We start from the raw sequence: 23,221 nt of genomic DNA, 5'->3' as shown, positions 1-23,221 counted from the left end.
TCCAAGCGGAGGTTTGCTTGCGCGACATTGAATAACTGGATAGCCGATGGACAAAAAAATGACGGTTCGGGAGGCCGGGGAACGGCGTGCCGTGGCCGCGATCACCGACATGATGGGCGCTTCGAGCATGTTGGTAGACGGATTTGGACACGATGCCGCGTTCGTAGACTTGAATCGTGGGGACGATGAGTTGCTTGTTCTGAACACCGACCGGTCCGGGCTTAATGCGGCCTATGGTCTTGGACTTGCCGGACCAGAATGCGTTGGCGATTTTGGCGTTTCACATGCCATCAGCGATATCGTTGTCGCGGGCGGCAATCCGCGCGCAGTGACCGTGGCTTTATTGCTTCCTGGCGACAGCACGCTCGAGTTCGTCCGTGATGTAATGCAAGGCGCCTCCGAAGCAGCCAAGCGCTACGGCGCCGAGATCGTTGCTGGCGACACCAAGCAGAACCCAAAATTCGCCATGGTTGCCACCGCTCTTGGCACGGTCTCGCGAGGGAAACGTATTTGCCGGTCGGGTGCCCGTCCCGGCGATGCGCTGGTCGTCACCGGCTTCCTTGGCTCGATGCTGCTGGGAATGGTCGCCTTCAAGCGCAATCTCCCGCACGGCGACCGAGCCCGGCGCATCGTCGAACGGGCGATCATCGAGCAACGTCCGCCCTTCACCCTTGGCCGCGCCATTGCCGAGGACAGTATACCGCATGCCGGTACAGACATCAGCGATGGCCTTCCAGGGGCAATTCATGCGATCTGCGGCGCAAGCAGCTGTGGCGCCCTGGTCGATGAATTGCGCATTCCTCTGCATCCCGACCTTGACGAGCTCGTTTTGGCGTCTGGTCTGTCACCGCTGCAGCTGGCGACAGCTGGAGGCGACTGGCAGTTTCTTTATGCTGTGCCACCAGATCTACTGTCGACCCTGCAGCAAACGGCCGCATCGTTGGATGCAATGGTAACCGTCATTGGCAGCTTCACGGAGAGGCGGGAGATCGCCATCCGTCATCTTGATGGCGCTTGGCACCAGCTCGAACGCGTGGAGCATGACAGTTTTGCAGACGGTGGGAATGGCCTCGGCCATTTTTCGCGGATCGGGGCGGCACCTGCCCGACGCGGCATGGAGCTCGAGGCGCATCACTTCGAGGAACGATGGAGTCGAATGTTCTAAAATGTGTATCAGTTTAGCGGCAGACCGCCTGTTGGGGGTCCGTGCTGAGACCATCGGGGAGTGCTGGATCGAGAGCATTCAACATGTGCTAAGCCATGGAGAGGCTCATTCAGACGGAGAGGTCGGGCTTATCGAGGTGCTCGGGCTTACTGTTGAGGTCTCTGCGCCGTGCGTTCACGATCCGCTAATATCTGCCCATGGGGATCTTACGGTTCTGGCCCGCACCCTATCAAAATTTGCGCGGGGCGCGAGTATGCCCGAGCGCCCCTTCACCTACGGGCAACGTATTTTTGCCATGGAAGGGATCGATCAGTTTGAATGGATGGTCGAACGGTTGCAACGCAAGCCGGACACAAAATCTGCAACGATTAACCTGTTGGTTCCCGGCTGCACTGCAGCCAGCCTTCCTTGCTTGACGACGCTTGACGCAAAGATCCGCGAAGGCCGACTGGACCTGCAGTTCTTCTTTCGCAGTCAGAACATTTTCGGTCGCCAATACGCCAACCTGGCCGCATTGGCGCAGCTGCAGCACGATCTGGCGGCGCGATGCGATACGATCAGTGGAGCTCTGCGCGGTTATGTCGCGTCGGCCCATATTTATGATTTTGACGTGAACGAGGCGCGCAAGCTGGCCGCCGGGGACCCGCTGAGGATTGCCGACAAGTATTATGAATTTGGACCGCAAACGGCTGGACCTTGATGCCGCCTGATCGTGCTAAGTGCAGCGCCCGGATTCTACTGCAAAGCCCCACTGTTGGCGCCTCTCGTCAAAGCTCGCGGTGATCCTCACGTCGAGCTCCTTTCCCTCGCGGAGCATATTGCGGTCCGGCGAGGCAATCCTTGACAATAGACAAAAGATATCGCGATCGAAATCTGGATGCCGAACAAAGCCGAAACCTTTCCCAAGGGGAATTCGCTGCAGAACGACTTTCCAGCGTTTTTTCGCCAGCTCTGCGGTGACCTCCTGTCGTGACTTTGCAACACTTAGCATGCCGGCCGAAAACTTGGCGCTTCCCAATCTTGCCGTCCGCGCTTTACTCGAAAGGGGGGAGGCAATCGCTATCTGCTCGCGCAGCTGCATCGGTAAATCCTCCCTATCAAGCAGCCCGTGCTTGATCGCGTCCTCAATGTTACGCTTTGTCGTTTTGCGATCATAGACAAGTCGTGCTCGTGTTTTGGCGTCGATATCCGCACGACGCAGCAAGCCAGCTTCCTTTTTGGCTAATCGTATGGCGTTCATCATTGACATGCGGGCACAAGTATTCTCCAGAAATCCCGGCCGTTGCCGAAGCTCAGCGGCAGAAACCACCTTGTACCGCAGCAGAATACTAAGTAGCCGCAGCGAAAGATCTGGTTGGTAGGCAATCCGACGCAGCTGGGCTTGGTAGCGTGGTAGCATCCCTTTCAGAATATCGTCTCGCTGTCTGTCCTTCTCGGTACGCAGTATGTCCAGAAGGTCGATATCCCGTCTCTCTTCTGAGGACCGGTCGAGTGCGGGCTTCCAAGAGGAAACGAAGGTCTCGGCCGAGATCATCTTGCGCCGCCGGAGAGCGCAGAGTTCGGAGACCGTGGCTGAGGACAGCACCTCGCTCAGAGTCGGCGCGGGACTGACTCCGACGATGGCGCGCAGCGCTGGCGAAAGGCCATCGCCCCAAGCATCGCAGCCGACCAGTGCATCTTGAAGTAGTTCAATCCAAGGGAAATCGGTTCCGCAGATCAGGTTGCGCAGTCGTTCGACACGGGCGGCGCCGGCCGCATGAGTCGACGCCGAATACCAGAATGCCCGGCTGTTCAGGCTGGTCAGAAGATAGGGCGAGATGGGATATTTCGGCGGCAAGCGGGCGACGATCGAGATGGCGCGGGCCTGTGCAGAAGCATCCTTTCCGAGAAGGACGTTCAATACTGCTTGAAGCCAAAGGTCATCGGCCAACTCTTCGGCGCGATGAGGTAACGAATTTCGGGTTCCAGCGGCGACGATCAGTGGCTCGACCCTCCAGGCTGCATCTACGAGTGCCGCCGATGGGTGAGCGAGCATCTCGAAGGTGAAAGCCAGAGGCATGGCCCATATGCCCGGCTTGGCATCGGCGCGCCGGGACAGCATGCCGGAATGCAAGTCATCATGCCGTGCCACCAGATATTCGGCACATAGATACTCCTGGATTGTCTCGTGCTCGAAGACGAGATCCCCGCGACCAGAGTTGCGAACCAGAACGGTGCCCTGTGATGCCCAGTCGATGAAGTGCTGGGTATCCTCGCCAAGGCGATGGATCAGGATGTCGCGTGCATGGTCCAAGGGAATTCGGCTGCTACCCTTCTGCCGCGTCTGAAATGCCAGCTCCGCCAGCGCGCTGAAGGTCAGTTCGCGCCCCCAGGGCAGCGACTGTCCGCCGCGCCGGGCGGTCTCGACCTCGCGCCGGAACCAGGCATCGAGAAAGCGGCGATAGAGCGCCGAGCGCTCATTCGGAATTTTATCGGTCTCGCGGGCGACCTCTGCGGCGATGCGGAGCAACATCGGACTACCCGCGATCGCGCTGCCACCGGCGTGCAAGTGCAGCTGTTCGAGGATCGGCTCTGCCTTCTGCGGCTGCTCAAGGTAGGCTTCCAGGAACTGGCCCTGGCACGCCCGGTCCATTGGCTCGATTTCCAATATCTCCAATTGCAGGTCCGGCGCCAATTGAGAGGTCCGGCTGGTCAGAAGCACACGTACAGCAGGATATTCACGTAAGAGCCCTGCGATTTCGCTCATGCATTGTGCATAGTACTGGTCAGGACACTCGTTTAGCCCATCGAGACAGAGCGTCAACTCGCCCGCATCGATCAGCTTCAGCAGTTCTTGCCAGTCGATGCCGCTTTCAGCCTCCAGTAACCCGGCCAGCCCCTCGGCTGTAAAGGCCGAGAGCGAGATCAGTAGCGGCCAGGGGCGGCCGGGCTGCCAGTTGCGCGCAGCATCGAGGGCGAACGCCGCAAGGCACCTGCTCTTGCCCGATCCCCCCTCACCGACCAAGAGAGCCCGGCGACTCTGTCGCAGGAATTCGGTCGCCGGCCCTCTGCGCGGTTTGGGTTTGGTTCGCAGCAAATCGCGGCCTCCGCTACGGGCCCAGCTGTCGCCAACATCCCCTGCTCGACGTCTGCCGCCGACGTCCGCCACGGTCCGTCCGCGGCGCTGAACCGCCGCAAGCGGGATGAACTTGGACACGGCTTGCGCCAACCGCGCCTCCAGCGCCGTGACATTGCGCCGTACATCCGGCAAAAGCTCCTCGGCCGGGCGGGCAAGTTGGCCGCTCTCTTCAAACCGCTTCCAGACCAGTCCGATCTCGGCGGCAAGCTCCTGGCGCTGTGCTTCATGCGCGGTCAGAACATCCGGCTGATGCGCGAGCAGCTCTCGGACCCGTCCGACCGCACCGCGCTCGCGCACATAAGTCACTGGGCTGGCGTCTTTTGGCCCTTTGACCTCGACAAAGCCGTAACCTGCCGGCGCCGGATCGACGAAGATCGCCAGGACGGTCTGCTCGCCATCAGGGATCTCCTCCAGCGCAACCAGCCGCTCGAGCAAAGCAGCATTCACCAGCTGGAAAGTTCCTTGCTGACCAGTTTTCCAGCCCTTGGGCGGCAGCAACAGCTTCTGCATGACTACTTCGCGACGAAACGCTTCCGCCCCCTTTGACTGACGTCGTCTCTTGGGGTCGCTGGCCTCAATGCCGATCACGCCGCCGTCATCAGTGACCCCAAGCAGCAGTACACCTCCGATCGAGTTAGCCAGCGCAATGACAGCCTTCGCCACGTGCCAATAGTAGTCATCGGCATTTGTGCCTTTATCGAAAACACCACCCTTGGGGTGGATTGAGGCCTTTAGCTCCAGCCACTCGGTTTCGCTTTGCTGGACGAGTTGCATCAGTGGTTCTACGCCCCCACGAGGGTGCAGAAGAACGCGCCGAGCAAGTTGGGGGGCAGAAATTGGCTTGGTAAGATGAGACATAGATCTTGCTGCCTATGGTAGGACCGGCGCGTAGCTCAGTGAAAGTTGAAGGGAAGGCATCTTGTTAGATGTGCCCAGATACGGGCAGGCGGCATTCCACCCTGCGTGGCCTCAGTACCAAATTCGACCAATGCCTCCCAAGGCGCATGACCCAGGCGCTTGCGCAATTCCGTCGCGGACGCTCCGTGGCGACGGTCAAGCGGCAAGTCAATTGCCTGTGCCAGAGTTTCGAGCACAAGTGCCATCCATCCAAGCGTCACCCCGTGATCATCGTCGAGACAATCCGCAACGGCGTCATCCATGAACGAGCGTGCAGCGTCAGTGTCGCCTGCGTCTCTCAGCAGCCAAGCCCGATAGGCAGATATCAGCGGCCAGGGATGATCGCTACCGGACCTCCATTTGCCTCGGTTGTCGAGATAAGCGGAGCGGGCACCGGCCAATTCCGTGGGAAATCGGCTCATCGCCCGCAGCCACAGATGATGTTCAAAACGCTTGATCTGATCTGAAGCTGACAATGATCGGCTGATTGCTTCGGGTTCCCGATTGTCGAGAAGTCGGCATATAGACTCCAGCACCGCTTCACCCTCGGCGCACAACTCGTCTCCTTCAATGCCGAAGGGCACGGAGTCCATCCGGGCTATCATTTCGTAGATCCCGCTCTGCCGCGTCTCTCGTACAACTTGCCGCGGATCGCTCAGGCGGGAAAAATTCGCTGAGGCAGCTTTGAAACAGGGGACAGCTGAGGCTGGATCTCCAGAGAATGCGTACATCTGTCCGCGCGTGGATTGCAATTTTCCATAGTTCAGCAGACCGGCCACAGCAACCGGCTTGGCCAGCCATTTGTCGACGGCTTCCTGTAACGCATCGAACTGAAAATTATTTGTCATGGCGCTTGCCATGCGCAATAGCGCCTCTGACACCAGTTGCGGCGCCTCGTCCTCTAATTTATGCACCCAAGCAAGACAGCGGAAGAGAAGATCATCTTGAATTTGTCCGCGATGATTGGACAAGGCCAGGATGCTGCTATCGAGTTGCAGCTGCAGCGTGCCGGGGATGACCTGCGATTGGCCCGCATAGCGTTGCAGCCAAGCGATTGCCCAGCCCAGCTCGGCGAGGGAGTACTGCTTGCTCGCAAGGCGTAGTTGCACTTCCGCAAGGTAGAACTCCCAATGCTTCGGGAAGTGCGCCATCGTCTTGCCCAAGCGGTCAAGCTCTCGGCGGAGGAAGCTGCCTTCATTCTCATCCGCTGCCGCTGCACAAAGCGCGTACCAATCGGCCGACGCCAGGGGGCCACCTTGAGTTAGTGCCAAAAACAGGTGGTGAAGGCTGCGGTCGTTGGCCTTCACAAAACAATGGCCCAGCAACTGCGACTTCCGCAGCCGGTCCTTGTTCGACCAGTCTGAACTGCCCCAAGTGAAGGCGACGACGTCGACGTAACCATTCATCGGATGGTTCTTATCCATGAACTTCATTTCCAGGGTGAGGTTGTTGAACCGCTGCGGATCAAGAGCGGTCACCTCGCTTTCGAGCGCCTGGGTTAAGATCTTTAGATCCGTTTGGGGGCCGTAGGCATCACGCTGCTCGATCAGGATACGAACACGGCTTCTCTGGCCATCATTAGGTACCGGCAGTTGTAGGAGCGTCCAGCGGATGAGATGGAGGACATGGCCGATCCAGTACCGATGACGCGCAGTGTTATCGAGAATGCTGAAACCGAGAATGCCGATGGGCGCATCCAGAATACGTTGGAGCACCGTGTCAACCTCATCAAAGGTCCGCTCGACGGCATGAAACCCACCGCAATCGGCCAACTTGACGCCATCGGGTATCGCCAAGGCCACAACGCGCCCCACCTGCTTCGATGTTGCGTCCAACTTTTCAGTAGCGTCGAATTTGCTGCCGGTTTCGTCCACATAGATCGTCCAGCAGTTTGATGACCTTAGGGTCCGCAGGCAATTCGGGTGTCGACCATCTTCAAAGCGCACATTGACATTACTTTTTTGGAACCGCCGGCTTTTTCGTTTCTGAAGTTTGTGGTCCCGATCGATCAGGTTCTTCATCTCCAGTGCCAGGCTTTTTTGGATATCGTGATCAGTCAAGCAGGACGCATTTGTCTCCATTAGCCATTGTCGCGCGGCTTTTTCCCCGCCTGCATGAAAGACTTTCGTCAGTTCCTTTTTTGCCTCAAACGCTCTTCTCCCTTTGGCTCGTGCAGCCTCAAAGGCATGTATTCTGTCTGAGGAACCTTCAGCGCGAATACCGTCCTCAAGTGCTTGCAACTCTCTTAGACGCTCCGGTGATGGCCCCCAAGCTTCGTTTCGATAGGCCAGCCAGAGTATGTCAGTCTTTTCCATTGCGCGAATTTCTTTCATCCCGTGTCGAGGCGTCGATGGAGCACCCTGAGAGAGAGGCAACTTCCGAAGCCGATCGATATATCTACCGCGATCATAGGTAAACGACAGGCGCCGACTTTGCATTTGAAGTTGGCACTATCTGTGCTGACAAGATACGCAAGGTGGTATTCAAGCCACATATTTAATAAGTTCACGATATGTCGGCATCGCTGTTGATGAAAGGACTCAAGAGATGACTCGAGCTACAACCGCCTTACCATACGAACATGGGGCCCATTGCTACGCCCTTCATTATCTTGATGATAGATTTTAGCCTGGGGCCAGAAGCGCGGGGCAGTCATGTTGTTAGCAAGATTGAGATTGAAAATTCCCGTTGTTTTGACGAGGCAGAGAAGGGTTTATGCTCCCACTCTCCCCCGGCCTTACCGCCTTGTTAGGGAAAAATGACGCAGGGAAGACGGCTGTCCTCGATGCATTGCGATTTATCTGCGGAACGCGCGCTGAGGAATACTGCCCGGTTCAGGATAGCGGGCACGTGTCTGAGGTCCCCCAACTGGTGAAGTCCAAAAGTCGGATGAGCGCCTGAAGAGCTTGAGTCGATAACGACGGCTTGGCGACCCATCTCGGCGATCGACCAGTTGCGTGGCCTTCTTCATTGAACGGCCAAAAAAAACGATTTGGCGGTTGAAGAAATTGGGGGTGAGCCGGTAGATTGTCGGTCTCCCAGGTAGCATTGGGCGGCGTGCCGTCCGAAGCTTAAAAGACCCCGCCGCAACCCATCGAACGTGGCGACAGTCTCGCGTCCGACCGGCGGAAAGGTCGATCGCGCTCGGCATTGGCCCCCGATCGGTGGGAAGCCCTATGCCTTCCTGCCAGCGGTAGATAGTACGGGCACTGACGCCGCGAAAAACGCCTACTTCTGCCGCTGTCATCAGTGGCTTCTTTAATTCGCAATGGTGCTCAGGATTCTGCTTCGCTGCGAGCCCCAGTGCCTTCCAAGCGACCGGCCAAGTCAAGTTTCCGCCCAAAGGGCGAAGGTTCAGTTCGCGCAGCACACAGGGTAGGCCCCGTTCTTTAAGGTTAAAGAAGTCAATGAGATCCGAACTTGGGACGATGTTGTTTGTCATAGTCCGAGGGATTTAGCCCCCTGTCTAAGCTTTACCTAATCGTCGACGCAATTTTTGTCCTGTCGGTCGCCTATGCGATCCATTCCCATTCATGGGCCGGCGGAAAAACGCGTCCACTCTGCGGGAAAATCCGGCTGCCCGTCGGGAAAATCCGACCGTGCATCGGGAAAATGGGACCAGACGTCGGAAAAACACGTCCCGACTTCGTGTAAGCGTCTGAACGAGAAACGGTTTTCGCGCCCTGAAACAAGAGAACCTTAGAACCCCCTGAAACAGGCATAGACGATGCCTCTGGCAGGCTTTTAACGAAGGAACCGCGATGGCCGGCTGAATGTGAGCTGTTTGACGCTGTCAACATCATGCTGACCTGGTCTCCCAGATCCTATATAAGATACTGCACTCGCTACCTAATTTGCGGCCGCGCCTTTGTTCTGGGAAAGTAATTTCCGAAACCGCTTTGCACACAGTCAAAACAACCAACCTTCTCTTCAGGCACTGGATGGTCCGCGGCCGAACTGACAGTTCATAAATGGCAAAATTAACTGACAGTTCAATTCACTTTTGGAGAACACATGAACGCAAATCGCAAACCTGGTCCAAAACTCCCCTATACCGACGAAATGTTAGAGAAGGCCGTCGATATGGTTGAGGCGGATCCAGACGTATCGGAATTCAACCAGAAAAATGTAGTTGAGAAACTTAATCTGCTCTATGGGCTCAAATACAGACCGCGGGCAGGTGATATGGAGTGTAATATCATAAGGGTGTTAAAGCTCCGCGAAGATCGAGAGGCACGAAGCAAAATTTCTTCGCTTCCAAGCGACGTGGTCGCCAAATTTGATGCCAGCCTAAAGGACTTTAGATTCCAAGGACTACTGAACATTTCTGACGCCCATGTGACCCTGATCGAGCAAGCCCAGATCCCACTTGTTGAAGCAGAACATGAGGTGTGCAGGATGAGGGCCGCGTATGACGCAGAACGTGCAGCACGCTTGCAGGAGGAAAAACGAGCAGCGGCATTTGAAGACCAGACGCTAAGACTTCAGAAAAAGCTTGGCGCAGCGGAGCGGAAAGTTGCTCGACTTGAAAGAAAGGTGCAGGCTCTAAGCTATTCGGGCGCCAAAAATGGCAATTCAATTTCTAAGGAGGACTTGGCCACACTGATTGGTGAAATAGTCGCGAAGAATGGATCGTGAAACTGTGGTGTCGCGTCCAGTTGGTTTCCTGACCAAAAAAGGCTGAAAGTCCGAAAAACCACAGCTCGTTGAAATTTATTTCTAAGGGCAGGGGCGCCGGCTATTTGTTCTCAGCAGGTAACCAAGCAAACCTGTGGCTTGGTCAACAAGTGTCGATTTGGAGGATGAGGCGGAGATTTAGAACCCATTATCTGTAGTCGTAAGCAATATCGTCCTAACCTTAGCGCTTTCTATATCTCTTTCCGTAAATTCCTATTCAGGTTCGCTTTAGGTTTATTTGGGGCTCGAAAACGGAGGGTTCGGTGGGGGAGAAGAGCCAGGAGCGTAGTAGGCCCATGCTTCGCTGAAAGGGCGTGTGCTTATGGAGACAGGTCTCTGGACAACTACCGCTTTAGGTTGCGGTTGCTATGCTATCCTATAGAAGGAGAACTGATCGAAAGCGCAGTGCCAAGCAAGCATGGACGGCGCGGGCACAATCAGTCCGAAAGGCTACTTTGACTATCCGATGACAAATGATGGACTGAAGTCTTCTCTTTGGGAGGCCGCAAATACACTTAGAGGCTCTGCAGTCGACCGCACTGATTGGAAAGGGTACATTCTACCACTTCTTTTCTTCAAGCGGATCTCCGATGTTTGGGATGAGGAAACTTTCGAAGCGCAACAAACCTATGGGGATGCTGATCCGTCGGTGTTCCCAGAGGTCCACCGCTTTGTCGTTCCTGACGGGTGTCATTGGGACGATGTGCGTGGAGTCGCCGCAAATGTTGGCGCTGCGCTTCATCGAGCAATGCAGGAAATCGAACGGGCCAACCCTGATACGTTGTTTCGTGTTTTCGGAACCGCCGATTGGGGCAATAAGGAAAAATTCTCTGACGAGTTGCTAAAGGATCTGATCGAAGGGTTCTCAGAAATCTCTCTCGGCAACACCGCAGTTTCCACCGATGTGCTTGGCGACGCCTATGAATTCCTGGTTGGAAAATTTGCTGACGTCACCCGTCGCAACAAGGCGGGGGAGTTTTATACGCCGCGTAGTGTCGTTAAGATGATGGTAGAGATTCTTGATCCCCAGGAGGGCGAGAGCATCTATGATCCGGCATGCGGTACTGGCGGCATGCTGCTTGGCGCGATCGAGCACGTTGTGCGAAAAGGCGGTGATCCTCGTACGTTCTACGGAAAGATTTACGGCCAAGAGAAAAACCTAACGACGTCGGCGATCGCGCGTATGAATCTTGTTCTGCATGGAATTGAGGACTTCCAAATCGCCCGGGAAGACACGCTTCGAAGTCCGGCGTTTACGGATTCCAGTACAGGCGGGACCGCCACCTTTGACTGCGTGATCGCAAACCCACCGTTTTCGCTCAAGGGATGGGGGCGCGAGCTCTGGGAGGCCGATCCTTGGGGGCGTGCCAAGTACGGCATTCCCCCAGAGAGCTACGGCGACTATGCTTTCGTTCAGCATATGATCGCCTCGATGGCGCAGGTCGGAAATGGCCGGATGGCCGTTGTCTTGCCGCAGGGAGCCTTGTTCAGGAAATCCGCTGAAGGAAACATCCGACAAGCGCTCCTCGAAAACGATATGATCGAAGCGGTCATCGGCCTCGCTCCAAACCTGTTCTATGGCACACAGTTGGCCGGTTGCGTCGTCGTCCTGCGGCGCACTAAGCCGCCTGAGCGTAAGAACAAGGTACTGATCATCGACGCGTCGAGCCTGTTCCGCAAAGGCCGCGCGCAAAACTTCCTCGACCAGGAGCACAGCGACCAGATCGTCGCCTGGTATCGCGCCTTCGAGGATGTCGAGGATCGGGCCAAGGTCGCCACCATCGACGAGATCAAGAAGGAAGGCTGGACGCTCAACATCTCCCGCTACGTGCTGCCGCCCATCGGTGAGGACATCCCCCCGCTGCCCGAGGCTGTCGATGCCTTCAAGACGGCCCTTGCGGACGCACGCGCGGCCGAAGATCACCTGCGCAAGGTACTGACCGAGGGAGGCTGGCTGCAATGACCGACCACCTCTCCCAGCGCGAGCTTGAAAGCTATCTCTGGGGCGCGGCGACGCTGCTCCGCGGCCTTGTCGATGCCAGCGACTACAAGCAGTACATCTTCCCGCTGATGTTCTTCAAACGTCTCTCCGACGTCTGGGACGAGGATTACCAGGAAGCTCTCGACGACACCGGCGATGAGGGCTACGCGACCGCCACCGCGAACGACCGCTTTGTTATCCCCGAGGGCGCGCACTGGAACGACGTGCGCAGCGCGCCGAAGGATGTCGGGCGGGCGCTGCTCTCGGCCTTCCTGGCCATCGAGGCGGTCAACCCCGAGCGGCTGCAGGGCGTCTTCGGCAACGCTCCCTGGACCGACAAGGGCCAGATGCCCGACGCCACGCTCAAGAACCTGATTGAGCACTTCTCGAAGCACGACCTGACGCTCGCCGCCGTACCGGAGGATGAGCTTGGCAACGGCTACGAATACCTCATCAAGAAGTTCGCCGACGACAGCGGCCACACGGCGCAGGAGTTCTACACCAACCGCACGCTGGTCCACCTCATGGCGCAGATGCTCGAGCCGAAATCGGGCGAGAGCATCTATGACCCGACCTGCGGCACCGGCGGCATGCTGATCTCCTGCCTCGCCGAGGTGAAGCGGCGCGGCGGTGAGGCGCGCACCATGGGCCTTTACGGGCAGGAGCTCATCACCATCACCGCCGCCATCGCCCGGATGAACCTCGTCATCCACGGCGTGTCGGACTTCCAGATCTCCAGCGGCAACACGCTGGCCGCCCCCGCCTTCGCGCAAGGCGACGAACTGCGCACCTTCGACGTGGTCCTCGCCAATCCGCCGTATTCCATCAAGAAATGGAACCGCGGCGCGTGGGAGAAGGATGTCTGGGGGCGCAACTTCCTCGGTACCCCGCCGCAGGGGCGCGCGGACTATGCCTTCTTCCAGCACATCCTCAACAGCATGGACCCCGAGACCGGGCGCTGCGCGATCCTGTTCCCGCATGGCGTGCTCTTCCGCAATGAAGAGGCCGAGATGCGGCGCAAGCTGATCGAGGCCGATCTGGTGGAATGCGTGCTGGGGCTTGGGCCGGGGTTGTTCTACAACTCGCCGATGGAGGCCTGCGTCATCCTCTGCCGCAGCAAAAAGCCCGCTGACCGGCAAGGGCGCATCCTGTTCATCGACGCAGTGGCCGAGATCGCGCGCGAACGGGCGCAGAGCTTTCTGAGGCCACAGGATCAGGCGCGCATCCTTACGGCCTATCAGGATTTCACCGATGCACCGGGGTTTGCCAGCGTTGTCAGCACCGCCGATGTGCTGGCGTCCGAGGGCAATCTGTCCATCGCCCGCTATGTGAAAAAGCCAAAGCCAGAGGTGCCGGTGGGTGAGGCCGTGACCCTGACCGCCGCCTGGGACATCTTCGATGCCGAGGGGCGCGGCTTCTGGACCGGTATGGATGCGCTGGTCGATATGCTCGATGGGTTAGAGCCTGCGGAGGACGCCGATGCTTGAGCGGGTGATCTCGAAAAAGGCTGGCTGGACCCGTGTGGCGTTTGGCGATGTGGTGCGCAAAGTCAACGACAAGGTCGATCCTTGGGAGTCCGGACTGGAGCGGTATGTGGCCGGAGACCACATGGTAACTGACGATCTTCGAATTCGTCGTTGGGGTACAATCGGAGACGACTACCTCGGGCCAGCATTTCACATGCGGTTCAAGCCAGGCCATGTGCTTTATGGGTCCCGTCGAACCTATCTGCGCAAGGTAGCGTTGGCCGATTTTGAAGGCATCACAGCTAACACGACATTCGTGCTCGAGTCGAAAGACTCATCTATATTGATGCCTGAACTACTACCATTCATCATGCAGACCGAGGCATTTCACGCAAATTCGATTGCACGATCCAAGGGATCGGTGAATCCCTATGTCAATTTTCCAGATGTTGCGTGTTTTGAATTCTCTCTACCGCCGATCCAAGAGCAGGCGCGGTTGGTGGAGGTCATGTCGGCGCATTGGAATGCGTTAGAGGGCATCCGGTCAGCAGAAGCCTCTCTTGCCAGACTACAGAGTTCATTTATTGAGGACTTCATAGAGAAGAAGCACCCCGATGCACCAACTATCCGAGTATCTCAATTGCTGCGCGAGGGTCCACGAAATGGAAAATCGCCACAGGCAGCGGAACAGGAAAATGGCTTCAAGACAGTAAGCATTAGCTCGGTTGCAAATGGAGTGTTCAATCCAGATGGTTGCATCAAGTTCGTCGACATTTCCGCAAGCGAGGCTGCGCCTTTCCTCGTCGCGGAAGGAGATGCCTACGCGATCAGGGGCAACGGGAATCGTAATCTGATGGGCAAGGTGGGACTTGTTACTCAGGCGTATCCCGATCTGATTTATCCAGACCTTCTTATTCGCTTGCGCTTTGACGAAACCAAGATTCTCAAAGAATTCGCTGCCGCGCAATGGAACCATCCGTCAGTACACATTCAGCTCGCATCCCGTGCGAAGTCTTCTAACGGCATTTGGAAGGTGAACGGGCAGGATATTCGCGCACACACTTTAAAAGTGCCGACGCTCGACGCCCAAAAGAGCGCAGTTTCAATTCTATCGGAATTCCAAGGCCAAGCGATTGGTCTACAGAAGCGGTTTAGGCAACTCCGAGCGATTCAAACATTTCTTTATGATCAGGCATTTGCCATGGACGTGAAATGACATTCAACGAAGCCAATACCGTCGAAGCCTTCATCCGCGACCGCCTCACCGGAACGAGCGGCCCGACCACCGTCACACCCGGCCTCGCTCGGCAGCGCAGTGCGATCTCTGGCCTCGGCTGGCATTTCGTCGGCCCCGCCGACCTGCCGCGTCAGTCGCAAGAGGCGCTGGTCGAACCCTATTTGCGCGACGCCTTGATCCGCCTTAACCCCGACATCGCCGCCAACCCGTCCCGCGTGGACGATGTGCTCTACCGCCTGCGCGCCATCGTCATGAGCGCGCGCTCGGACGGGCTGGTGAAGGCCAACGAGGAATTCGCCGCCTGGATGCTCGGCGAACGCTCCATGCCCTTCGGCGCGGACGGCCAGCATGTCACCATCCGCCTGATCGACTTCGACGACATCGAACAGAACAGCTTCGTTGTCACCCAGCAGTTCACCTTCCGCGCCGGGAAGACAGAAAAGCGCGCTGATCTGGTGCTGCTAGTCAACGGCCTGCCGCTCGTCCTGATCGAAGCCAAGACACCGGTCCGCTCCAGCCAGAGCTGGCTCGACGCCGCGCTTCAGGTTCATGACGATTACGAGAAGAACATACCGGAGCTGTTCGTGCCGAACGTCTTTTCGGTCGGCACCGAGGGCAAGGAATACCGCTACGGCTCCGTCCGGATGCCCGTCGATCTCTGGGGCCCGTGGCGCACCGATGACGATGTTCTGCAATCGATGGGTGAGGTCGACAAAGCCGTCACCGACATGCTGCGCCCGGCGATGGTGCTGGACCTGCTCGCCAACTTCATCGCCTTTGCCACGCAGAAGGGCAAGCAACGCATCAAGATCATCGCCCGCTACCAGCAGGTCGAAGGCGTCAACAAGATCGTTGAGCGCGTCGTCGCCGGACAGGTGCGCAAGGGGCTAATCTGGCACTTCCAGGGCTCCGGCAAATCGCTGCTGATGCTGTTCGCCTCCAAGAAGCTGCGTCTGCACCCCGCGCTGAAGAACCCGACGGTACTGGTGGTGGTCGACCGCATCGACCTCGACAGCCAGATCGCCGGCACCTTTTATGCCGCCGACATGGCCAACCTGGTGCGCACCGACAGCCGCAAGGAGTTGTCCGATCTGCTGGCAAAGGACGTGCGCAAGGTCGTGATCACCACGATCCACAAATTTGGCGAGGCTGACGGCGTTCTGAATAACCGCGACAACGTCATCGTCATGGTCGACGAGGCGCACCGCACGCAAGAAGGTGGCCTGGGCCGCAAGATGCGTGAAGCACTGCCAAACGCATTCCTGTTCGGCCTGACCGGTACCCCAATCAACCGCGCGGACCGGAACACTTTCTACGCTTTCGGTGCTGTGATCGACGAGAACGGTTACATGAGCCGCTATGGCCTGAACGACTCGATCCGGGACGGTGCGACGAAAGAGTTGCATTTCGAGCCACGGCTGGTCGATCTGCACATCGACCAGCAGGCAATCGAAGCGGCCTATGCCGAACTGACCGATAGTTTGACAGACGAGGACAAAGACAAGCTCGGCCGCGCCGCCGCCAAGATGGCGATCCTCGTGAAGGCCCCCGAGCGTATCCGCGCCATCTGTGGCGACATCGCCAAGCACTACCAGGAGAAGGTCGCGCCAAACGGATTCGGCGCGCAGGTCGTCACCTTCGACCGTGAAAGCTGTCTGCTTTACAAACAAGAGCTCGACAAGTCGTTGCCGCCAGAAGCATCCGACATCGTCATGTCGGTGAATAGCGGCGAGGATCAGTATGCTGCCTACCGGCGCGACCGAGATGCGGAAGAGAAGCTCCTTGACCGGTTCCGGGACCCCAAAGATCCACTAAAGATAATCATCGTGACATCAAAGCTGCTGACGGGGTTCGATGCTCCAATCCTGCAGACGATGTACCTGGACAAACCGCTACGAGATCACACACTGCTGCAGGCAATCTGCCGGACGAACCGCCCCTATGGCGAGCAGAAAACCCATGGTCTGATCGTGGACTACCTTGGCGTTTTCGATGACGTCGCGCAGGCGCTGAAATTTGACGAGAAAGGTGTTCAGAAGGCCGTTTCTAACATCGCCGAACTGATGGCGATGCTCCCCTCGGCAATTCAAAAATGCTTAGAATACTTCGCAGGCGTCGACCGAAAACTAACCGGCTACGAAGGCCTAATAGCAGCACAGGATTGTTTGCCCGACAACGAGCGGCGCGATACGTTCGCTTCCGACTTTAGTATTTTGAATCGGATCTGGGAGGCGCTATCGCCGGACCCAATCCTGACACCACATGAAAAAGACTATCGTTGGTTGGCTCAGGTGTACGAATCTTTGAAACCATCAACCGGTACAGGTCGGCTCCTGTGGCACCGACTTGGAGCAAAAACTATCGAGCTGATCCATGAAAACGTACATGTGGATACCGTTCGGGATGATCTTGAAACCCTGGTGATGGACGCGGAGCTCTTGGAGGCAGTCCTCTACAATCCGGACCCAGAAAAGAAGGCGAAAGAAGTATCAGTTAAGTTGACCGGTCGTCTTCGAAGACACGTAGGAAACGCTCAGTACAAAGCGCTGGCTGAGCGGTTAGAAGATCTAAAAAACCGACATTACCAGGGTTTGCTTCTCAGCATAGATTTTTTGAAAGAATTGCTTAAGCTCGCCAAAGAGGTCGTTGTCTTAGAACGCGAAACTCCTGATGAGAAGACTGTAGATCAGGGTAAAGCGGCTCTGACTGAGCTTTTTGAGGATGTGAAAAACGAAGAAACCCCAATCATGGTTCGGCGGGTGGTCAATGACATTGACGAAATTGTTCGGGCGGTTCGGTTTGAAGGTTGGCAGGCAACTCATGCAGGAGAGCGAGAGGTCAAAAAGGCGCTTCGTCAAACGCTATTCAAGTACAAGCTTCATCAGGATCCTGAGCTTTTCGAGAAAGCGTATAGCTATATTCGCCAGCATTATTGATAATGGGATTCCCTATACAGTGACCCCCCTCGGGGTGGACAGCTTCTAACTATTAAAGTTTGCGATCGGTAGTCGATATGCGCCGGAGAACAGGCACGCGTTCATAATGTGTCGGCTCTCTTTGTTAGGTTTTAGAATGTTCTGGCAGAATAGAATGCTGCATTTAGTCAGGAAGCTTTACGCTTTCATTCATTTTTAGCGCCTGATTAAGCTCTGCGAGAGGGCCGCGCAATGCATTCTCCCATTTTTGAATGTGCTCGACGTGCCAATCAACATATTCTGGCCACCGTTCTTTATCATAGCCCTCGCAGGGCGTCGAAAACTGGAGCCGGGAAGCCTTTTTGTCATCAAGGCGAAGCCATTGAATTTCGTTTCCGAACTCAGCTTCAATCTGATCTTTTTTCTCCATGAGGCGATCAAAGAGCCATTTATTCTCAGCAGCGCTTGCACGTCCGAACGAGAATTCCACCCGCAGTTCCGTTTTGCCGAATATTAGGGCGTAAGGACATGATCGAAGGCCAGATCCTGCACTGAGCCAGTGGTCCTTGCCGGCGTTAATGTTCTGGTAAAGCGTATCACCAGCTTCCTTTAGTGCATCAAGTACAGCCTCCCAGTAGGCGCGTCGCAGCTTGTGGCGGCTCTTTTGTTCACCCTGGGCGCCCCGCGCTTCAGTCTCCTTCTCCGCCATGCCAATCATGAAGTCGGCCGCTTCCGGGGTCGGGATGACAGGTTGGATGTCGACGAATAGCTCATCTCCGAATAAGTATGGAACGACCTTAAAACAGCGCGCATCAACTTGGCTTTCTCTCAGCCAAAGTACGGTCGCAGTCACCTCCTTGCGAAACTTCGCCGCAATGAACATGAGCCGTTGGCTATTGCCCGGGTTCAAGACAACTTCGCTTAACTCCTCAACCTCAAGGAATTCGCAGATCAGCTGAACCGCATTGCCGCCGCTTGCATGCCGGTCGAGGTATTGTTGATAGATGTCAACGATTTGCGCCTTGGTCAGGCTGGAGACATAGGCTGCATACTTGAGCGCCTGCCACGCAACATCGCGACCTGAATCGTCGAGCTTATTTTCGATGACAACAAGCTGCCCATCTTTATCGAGCGCAAGAAGATCAAGGCGCTCGCGAGTGTCAGCGAAACCATCGAACTCTTTCTGAATAATCAATAAATCTTCGCCCAATGCATCGGGCTGGTTTGCCAGCCACTCTTGCAAATGCTCCCGCTCGCGCAAGTTGAGATCGCCGAACCGCTTCTCTTCCAGTTTCTTAAGCCGGTTTTCCGATCGGTTTACTTGGAACATCAGTCACCTCAGAAGTTAAGAAGAAGTTATGTTGGCTATGCAACTGAGAAACGAGAGCACGCGCGTAGCACATGGGGGCATCATCAGTGGAAGATCGCAAGGTTATCTGTTCGTAGGTCGGTCTCTCCTCGCCATCTGTAGGCGCAGGGCGTCGCAGGGTAGTCCAGACAGGCAGCCCGACTGGTTTCGATGCAAGGCGTCCCGGTCATCTTGTAATGCCCGACCAGGACAGGGGGGGCTGAGAGAGAGTAAAGCTCTACTTCCCGATCCGATGGGAGGTCGTCGGAGGGCAGCTGTTCAACATTACCTACAGAGAGCGCAGCTTCTTTCCAGCTTGTTGCATTTGCCCGCCACCAAGCAATCCGAACATGATCTCTTGGATGGCCCTTGGAATCGTGAAAATGCGCACCTTCAGGAAGTTTCATTTCTGGTCCGGTGATCAGCCTTTTTACCGCTTTGGCAAAGTCCGTCTGTTCAGCGCCAATCTCCGGAAAGTCTGAGGGTGCCAAGCGCCCGTCAGGTCTTCGTTCTGCTACCAGATCGATGTCCGGCTGGTTCCAGCAAGCATGAATCAGGCGCAGGCCATCAAGCTCTATCCAGAGTGGTAGTGTCCGGAACCAGTCCACCCAGAAGTTCGCCTGAGGTGTCGATACGCCAAAATGTTCGACGAAACTGCGATGCTGGGCTGTGTTTTTCTCACTTCGTTCGCGCAGGGCGAGACCATCTTTTCCAAGGGTATGGTACAGAATCGCGTTTAATTCATGGTTTCCCATGACCGCGATAGCCCGCTCCTCTTCTATAAGTTTGCGTACTCTTTTCAGAACGGCTTCATCAGCGGCTGCTGCTTGATCTTTCCCGGCGTCAATAAAATCACCCAGAAAGGCTAAGGGCGCTTCATTGCTCAACCCATTAAGTGTCGTTTCGAGACGCGTCATATCCGCGTGTACGTCAGGGATAATGTCCCAAGCTTTGGTCATCTATAGTCTACCTATCTGGTACTGATGTTTCGGAGATAGGCTTAGTCGCCCAAGGTTTTGAATTTCATTCACGCTCGGAGCGATCATACTAAACTGTCCTACCACCCAGGGTAGCGATCTGCCAAGCCGCCTTTGGCACTGATCTCATCTCTGGTGAGGCCACGGGCGCATAGATCGAGATCTCTTGCGATTTGATCTATCAGATCGGGACATTCGATTTCCCGGCGCCACGGATGCGCCATGACCTCATCGGGATACATCAGCCCGAGCAAATTTCCTGCAATCGCTCCGGTGCTGTCGCTGTCGCCTGAATGATCAACAGCTATGCGCAGACCCTCCTCGAATGAAGAGGAAGCCAAAGCCGCATAGAGTGCAATTGCCAACGCCTCTTCCGCGATCCAGCCGCCGCCAAGAGATTCTACAGTTTTCGGGGTGCCGTCCCGTGGCGCTTTCAAGGCCGCGTCCAGTGCTTCGTTCGTTTCGGGGCCAAAGTGACGGGCAAGGTCTCTGGCCGCTTTTTCCACGGCCGCACCACCAAGCACAGCCTGTAAAATAAGTGCCCAGGCTGCTGCAGCCTGTTGTCCCACTCTGTGACCGTGGGTGGTTGCCGAGCTTTCTATGGCTATCTGCTCTACGTCTGGCGATGCCATAAGCCCGACTGGTGCCACGCGCATGATCGTTCCACAGCCTTTTGAATCGTTCTGCGCGGCGCTGCCGAAGGCGGATGCGGACTGAAGGGCGGACAGGCAAGTCATTCCTGGGGCGCGTCTCTTATGCAGGCGGCGATCGCGAACCAGACCAACGTCATCGACATCCATCTTCGGGCGTGCTCCTTGGGTAGCGTACCAGCGGAGCAAAGCATGATGAATGACGCTCGGGGGGTGACAAATTCCCTTCAGATTGCCCCTTACGATCGCACGGATGAGACCTTCTGCAGTGAAGAGCGTCATTTGCGTATCGTCAGTGATTGCACCCATGCGGCCATCATGTGGAAGCATTTCATCTACCCCATTCGGGAAACGCGATCTGATCTGTGAAAGCTTCCAAAACTCGATTTCTGCCCCAAGTGCATCTCCAATCGCCCCGCCAAACAGAGAAGCGCGGATCATTTCTGCGCGCCGGTCGGGCAGGGAGGCCCGCTCGCGCAAAAACCTCTCTTGCACCGCTGTTTCAATCGCCCCTGGGCGGGCATCCCGAATGCGAGACATAGCTTCTTCTGCAGTGTCGCCGCGTTCGATCAGGAGCAGAGCAGCAAGTGTTCCGGCGCGTCCCAAGCCACCGCGACAATGGATTAAAATCTTTCCGCCTTGATCCAGCACACGGTGCAGCGTCGGAGAGATTTCTTTCCAGCGGGCTAAACTGTCATTGCTGGGAATATTTAGGTCAGGGACAGGGTAGTGCACCCATACCATTCCCATGCTTTGAACAATGTTCCCGAGCTCGCCAGCGCCCAGCATCTCCAACTCATCAGGTTCAACAAGGGTCAGCACAACTTCTGCCCCCCAGGCATCAATAGCTGAAAGGTCGGTGTTGAGGTCGCGATCCCAGGCAGCGCCGAAGACACTGGCCCCCTTCTTGCCGGGACAGATCGTGATCCCAATGTAGCCCTGACCGACAGCAAGGTCATTGATGAATAAAGGGTGCGTTTCACTTGTTCGTTTCATGGGAAATCCAGTTTGTGGAAATTCTTGGGCCACAAGAATGTCATCGTACGGAGAGCTGAGGGAAAATATTTGATGAGACCTGATGAGCAGGTCTCAGTGCGCCTGAGGTTTCATGGCGTATTTGCTTCGGTCTCGCTTGCCTTGCGCGCTTGATAGATCGTTTCGAGCTTTTCTATTCGACCCTCCTCAATCATCTCGCGAACCCATGCCTCAGTGTTTTGAGTTTGATCATCATCGCTGTCCATGTATTTCCCGAAGCCCAGCTCCGCGCGGCGGGCATTCGTCTTTGCTATGTAGGCCTCTGACATAGGGTTGATGCCTTGGGCTCGGCGCTTTGCATCCACCCCGTCATCGAGCATGAAATCGTATTCTTCGGGGAACAGTCGGCAATGCCATAGGCTGATAAGGTCTTCTTTCTCTTTCTCATCGGCCTCGCGCTTGTCCAGCTCTTCGATCTCAGCTGGCGACAAACCTTCGCGCGCCTCGCGATATTTCTTTAATTCTTCTTTGCGTGCTCTGTTCACGAAGATTCCTGACTTTATTAAAGACGTCCAAGTTTTGGGTGCAATCGGTTGGAAGTTGGTGCGAAGATAAGTTCATCGCCGGGCACTTCCGCTTGCCTATTCATATTATCCGTCCAAATTCAGATCGTCCAAAAGGGGGCCGCGGTGCTTTGAAATGGCGCAGCGCCATAAAAGAGGCTACGCGGCAGGGAGGTCCAAGAACCCGCTTGGGCAAGATCAAGTCACCAGTAAGACGCGCTTTTTACGTCCCAACTTGGTGATAAACACGATTTCCTCGGTTTTATCTTTGTTAATCAAGTACCTGAGGCGGCGAAGTGGATACACCAAGCCGTCAATTGTCGCCTTGTCACCAGCCGGAGATAGAAGGATATCTCTTCCCTCTTTTGCCAGCCTTACGAGTAGCGCACGCAGGGATTGCAGTTCCAGGTTCAGTACTTCTTGCCGAATTCCAGAGACCGTGATTGGTTCGAGGCCTCCTTTGTGGCGTTCCTCGTTAATTTTACGCATGGTCTTTCGTGTCAGATAGTAGCCAAATGCCGCCAGGAGTGCCGCGGCACCACCTGCTGTGGCCCAACTCGCGGCCGTCAAACCCAGGAAAGTCGCTGGCGGAGCAATCCCAAGCGAACTGGCGACACCCCCCAATCCGATCGCGCTAAGCGCGGAGCCGACCCCCAGAGCTGCACTTGAAGACAACCCTGCGAGACCGCCACTGGCGCCAAAGATGCCTGCAGCTGAAACGAGACCCAGTGAACTTAGCAAACCGCTGTTGCCCAACACGAAAGCGCCGACCCAGGTGCCCGAAAGGGTGCCTGCAATGTATCCGGAGGCGGCGGTGGAGGCGATCCACCCTCCGGAGGAATGAAGAACTGGGATAGCGATAGCAAGTATTGGAAGGGGCATAAAACTTTCCGATCAAAAACGACGCATAGGTTTCCCCGAAAATTGCGGGGTGCTGTTGAGCAGACTGACGCTCTTTACAGCTTCTCGCAAGCTACTTGATCCGGCCTCAAGGCGCTAAGGATGCGGTGCTTGCACAAAGTCACAAAGAGTGGCAACGTAGGTGTCACTCTGCCAGAGTCGATCCGAAATCGAATGTTTTTCCTTTTGATTTCAACGTAGTTTGCGAAAATGCTACGGCCCCTACCGCCGGAGCCAATTTCCTGATAAGCATCTGAGAACAAACACATTTCGTGTTTGGCTCTGATGCCTTTTCCCTGAATTTGCAGATTTGGTTGCACGTGAGGTTGCATATCAAGTTGCCTCTGCTCCA

16 protein-coding genes are annotated in these 23,221 nt (G+C 56.2%); 8 read left to right on the top strand and 8 right to left on the bottom strand.

Going from position 1 to position 23,221, the window contains the following annotated elements; genetic code table 11:
- Window positions 1-46: 46 nt before the first annotated feature.
- Window positions 47-1,165 (top strand): thiamine-phosphate kinase, encoded by a 1,119-nt coding sequence (locus ACN0SD_RS15340; protein WP_417809105.1) that lies wholly within the window; start codon window positions 47-49, stop codon window positions 1,163-1,165.
- 253 nt (window positions 1,166-1,418) lie between these two features.
- On the top strand, window positions 1,419-1,865 hold the full coding sequence (locus ACN0SD_RS15335; protein WP_417809104.1) for a thymidylate synthase: 447 nt from the start codon (window positions 1,419-1,421) through the stop codon (window positions 1,863-1,865).
- 15 nt (window positions 1,866-1,880) lie between these two features.
- On the opposite strand, the gene ACN0SD_RS15330 is transcribed toward ACN0SD_RS15335, so the two are convergent.
- Both ACN0SD_RS15330 and ACN0SD_RS15325 read right to left on the bottom strand, forming a co-directional pair.
- Window positions 1,881-5,057: an RNA-binding domain-containing protein gene (locus ACN0SD_RS15330; RefSeq protein WP_417809103.1), complete on the bottom strand. Its 3,177-nt coding sequence runs from the start codon at window positions 5,055-5,057 to the stop codon at window positions 1,881-1,883.
- Window positions 5,058-5,176: 119 nt separating this feature from the next.
- Window positions 5,177-7,495 (bottom strand): hypothetical protein, encoded by a 2,319-nt coding sequence (locus ACN0SD_RS15325; RefSeq protein ID WP_417809102.1) that lies wholly within the window; start codon window positions 7,493-7,495, stop codon window positions 5,177-5,179.
- Window positions 7,496-7,895: 400 nt separating this feature from the next.
- On the opposite strand from ACN0SD_RS15325, the gene ACN0SD_RS15320 reads away from it, so the two are divergent.
- The 6 genes from ACN0SD_RS15320 (at window position 7,896) to ACN0SD_RS15295 (ending at window position 17,477) form a co-directional block, all read left to right on the top strand.
- Window positions 7,896-8,081, top strand: coding sequence for an AAA family ATPase (locus ACN0SD_RS15320; RefSeq protein WP_417809101.1), 186 nt, complete (start codon window positions 7,896-7,898; stop codon window positions 8,079-8,081).
- A gap of 1,113 nt (window positions 8,082-9,194) precedes the next feature.
- Complete coding sequence (locus tag ACN0SD_RS15315) at window positions 9,195-9,818, top strand: hypothetical protein (protein ID WP_417809100.1); 624 nt, start codon at window positions 9,195-9,197, stop codon at window positions 9,816-9,818.
- Window positions 9,819-10,275: 457 nt separating this feature from the next.
- A complete protein-coding gene (locus tag ACN0SD_RS15310; protein ID WP_417809099.1) occupies window positions 10,276-11,820 on the top strand; it encodes an N-6 DNA methylase in 1,545 nt (514 codons plus the stop codon).
- Window positions 11,817-13,325 carry a type I restriction-modification system subunit M gene (locus tag ACN0SD_RS15305; protein ID WP_417809098.1) on the top strand — a complete coding sequence of 503 codons (1,509 nt, stop codon included), beginning with the start codon at window positions 11,817-11,819 and terminating at the stop codon, window positions 13,323-13,325. The genes ACN0SD_RS15310 and ACN0SD_RS15305 overlap by 4 nt, the downstream gene beginning before the upstream one ends.
- On the top strand, window positions 13,318-14,520 hold the full coding sequence (locus tag ACN0SD_RS15300; RefSeq protein WP_417809097.1) for a restriction endonuclease subunit S: 1,203 nt from the start codon (window positions 13,318-13,320) through the stop codon (window positions 14,518-14,520). Before ACN0SD_RS15305 ends, ACN0SD_RS15300 begins: the two co-directional genes overlap by 8 nt.
- Entirely contained in the window at window positions 14,517-17,477 is a 2,961-nt protein-coding gene (locus tag ACN0SD_RS15295; RefSeq protein ID WP_417809096.1) for a type I restriction endonuclease subunit R, read from the top strand. Before ACN0SD_RS15300 ends, ACN0SD_RS15295 begins: the two co-directional genes overlap by 4 nt.
- A 163-nt stretch (window positions 17,478-17,640) precedes the next feature.
- On the opposite strand, the gene ACN0SD_RS15290 is transcribed toward ACN0SD_RS15295, so the two are convergent.
- The 6 genes from ACN0SD_RS15290 to ACN0SD_RS15265 form a co-directional block, all read right to left on the bottom strand.
- Entirely contained in the window at window positions 17,641-18,786 is a 1,146-nt protein-coding gene (locus tag ACN0SD_RS15290; protein ID WP_417809095.1) for a DUF4268 domain-containing protein, read from the bottom strand.
- A gap of 83 nt (window positions 18,787-18,869) precedes the next feature.
- Window positions 18,870-19,763: a metallophosphoesterase gene (locus ACN0SD_RS15285; RefSeq protein WP_417809094.1), complete on the bottom strand. Its 894-nt coding sequence runs from the start codon at window positions 19,761-19,763 to the stop codon at window positions 18,870-18,872.
- 98 nt (window positions 19,764-19,861) lie between these two features.
- Window positions 19,862-21,427 carry an ADP-ribosylglycohydrolase family protein gene (locus tag ACN0SD_RS15280; RefSeq protein WP_417809093.1) on the bottom strand — a complete coding sequence of 522 codons (1,566 nt, stop codon included), beginning with the start codon at window positions 21,425-21,427 and terminating at the stop codon, window positions 19,862-19,864.
- 110 nt (window positions 21,428-21,537) lie between these two features.
- Entirely contained in the window at window positions 21,538-21,951 is a 414-nt protein-coding gene (locus ACN0SD_RS15275; protein WP_417809092.1) for a hypothetical protein, read from the bottom strand.
- 216 nt (window positions 21,952-22,167) lie between these two features.
- Window positions 22,168-22,851: a hypothetical protein gene (locus tag ACN0SD_RS15270; protein ID WP_417809091.1), complete on the bottom strand. Its 684-nt coding sequence runs from the start codon at window positions 22,849-22,851 to the stop codon at window positions 22,168-22,170.
- Window positions 22,852-22,925: 74 nt separating this feature from the next.
- Window positions 22,926-23,221, bottom strand: a 296-nt coding sequence (locus ACN0SD_RS15265; RefSeq protein ID WP_417809090.1) for a hypothetical protein, incomplete at its 5' end; no start/stop codon positions are given.

This window comes from Thioclava sp. (assembly GCF_048263065.1).
GTDB lineage: Bacteria > Pseudomonadota > Alphaproteobacteria > Rhodobacterales > Rhodobacteraceae > Thioclava.
This window is presented reverse-complemented; position numbering and strand designations above follow the sequence as displayed.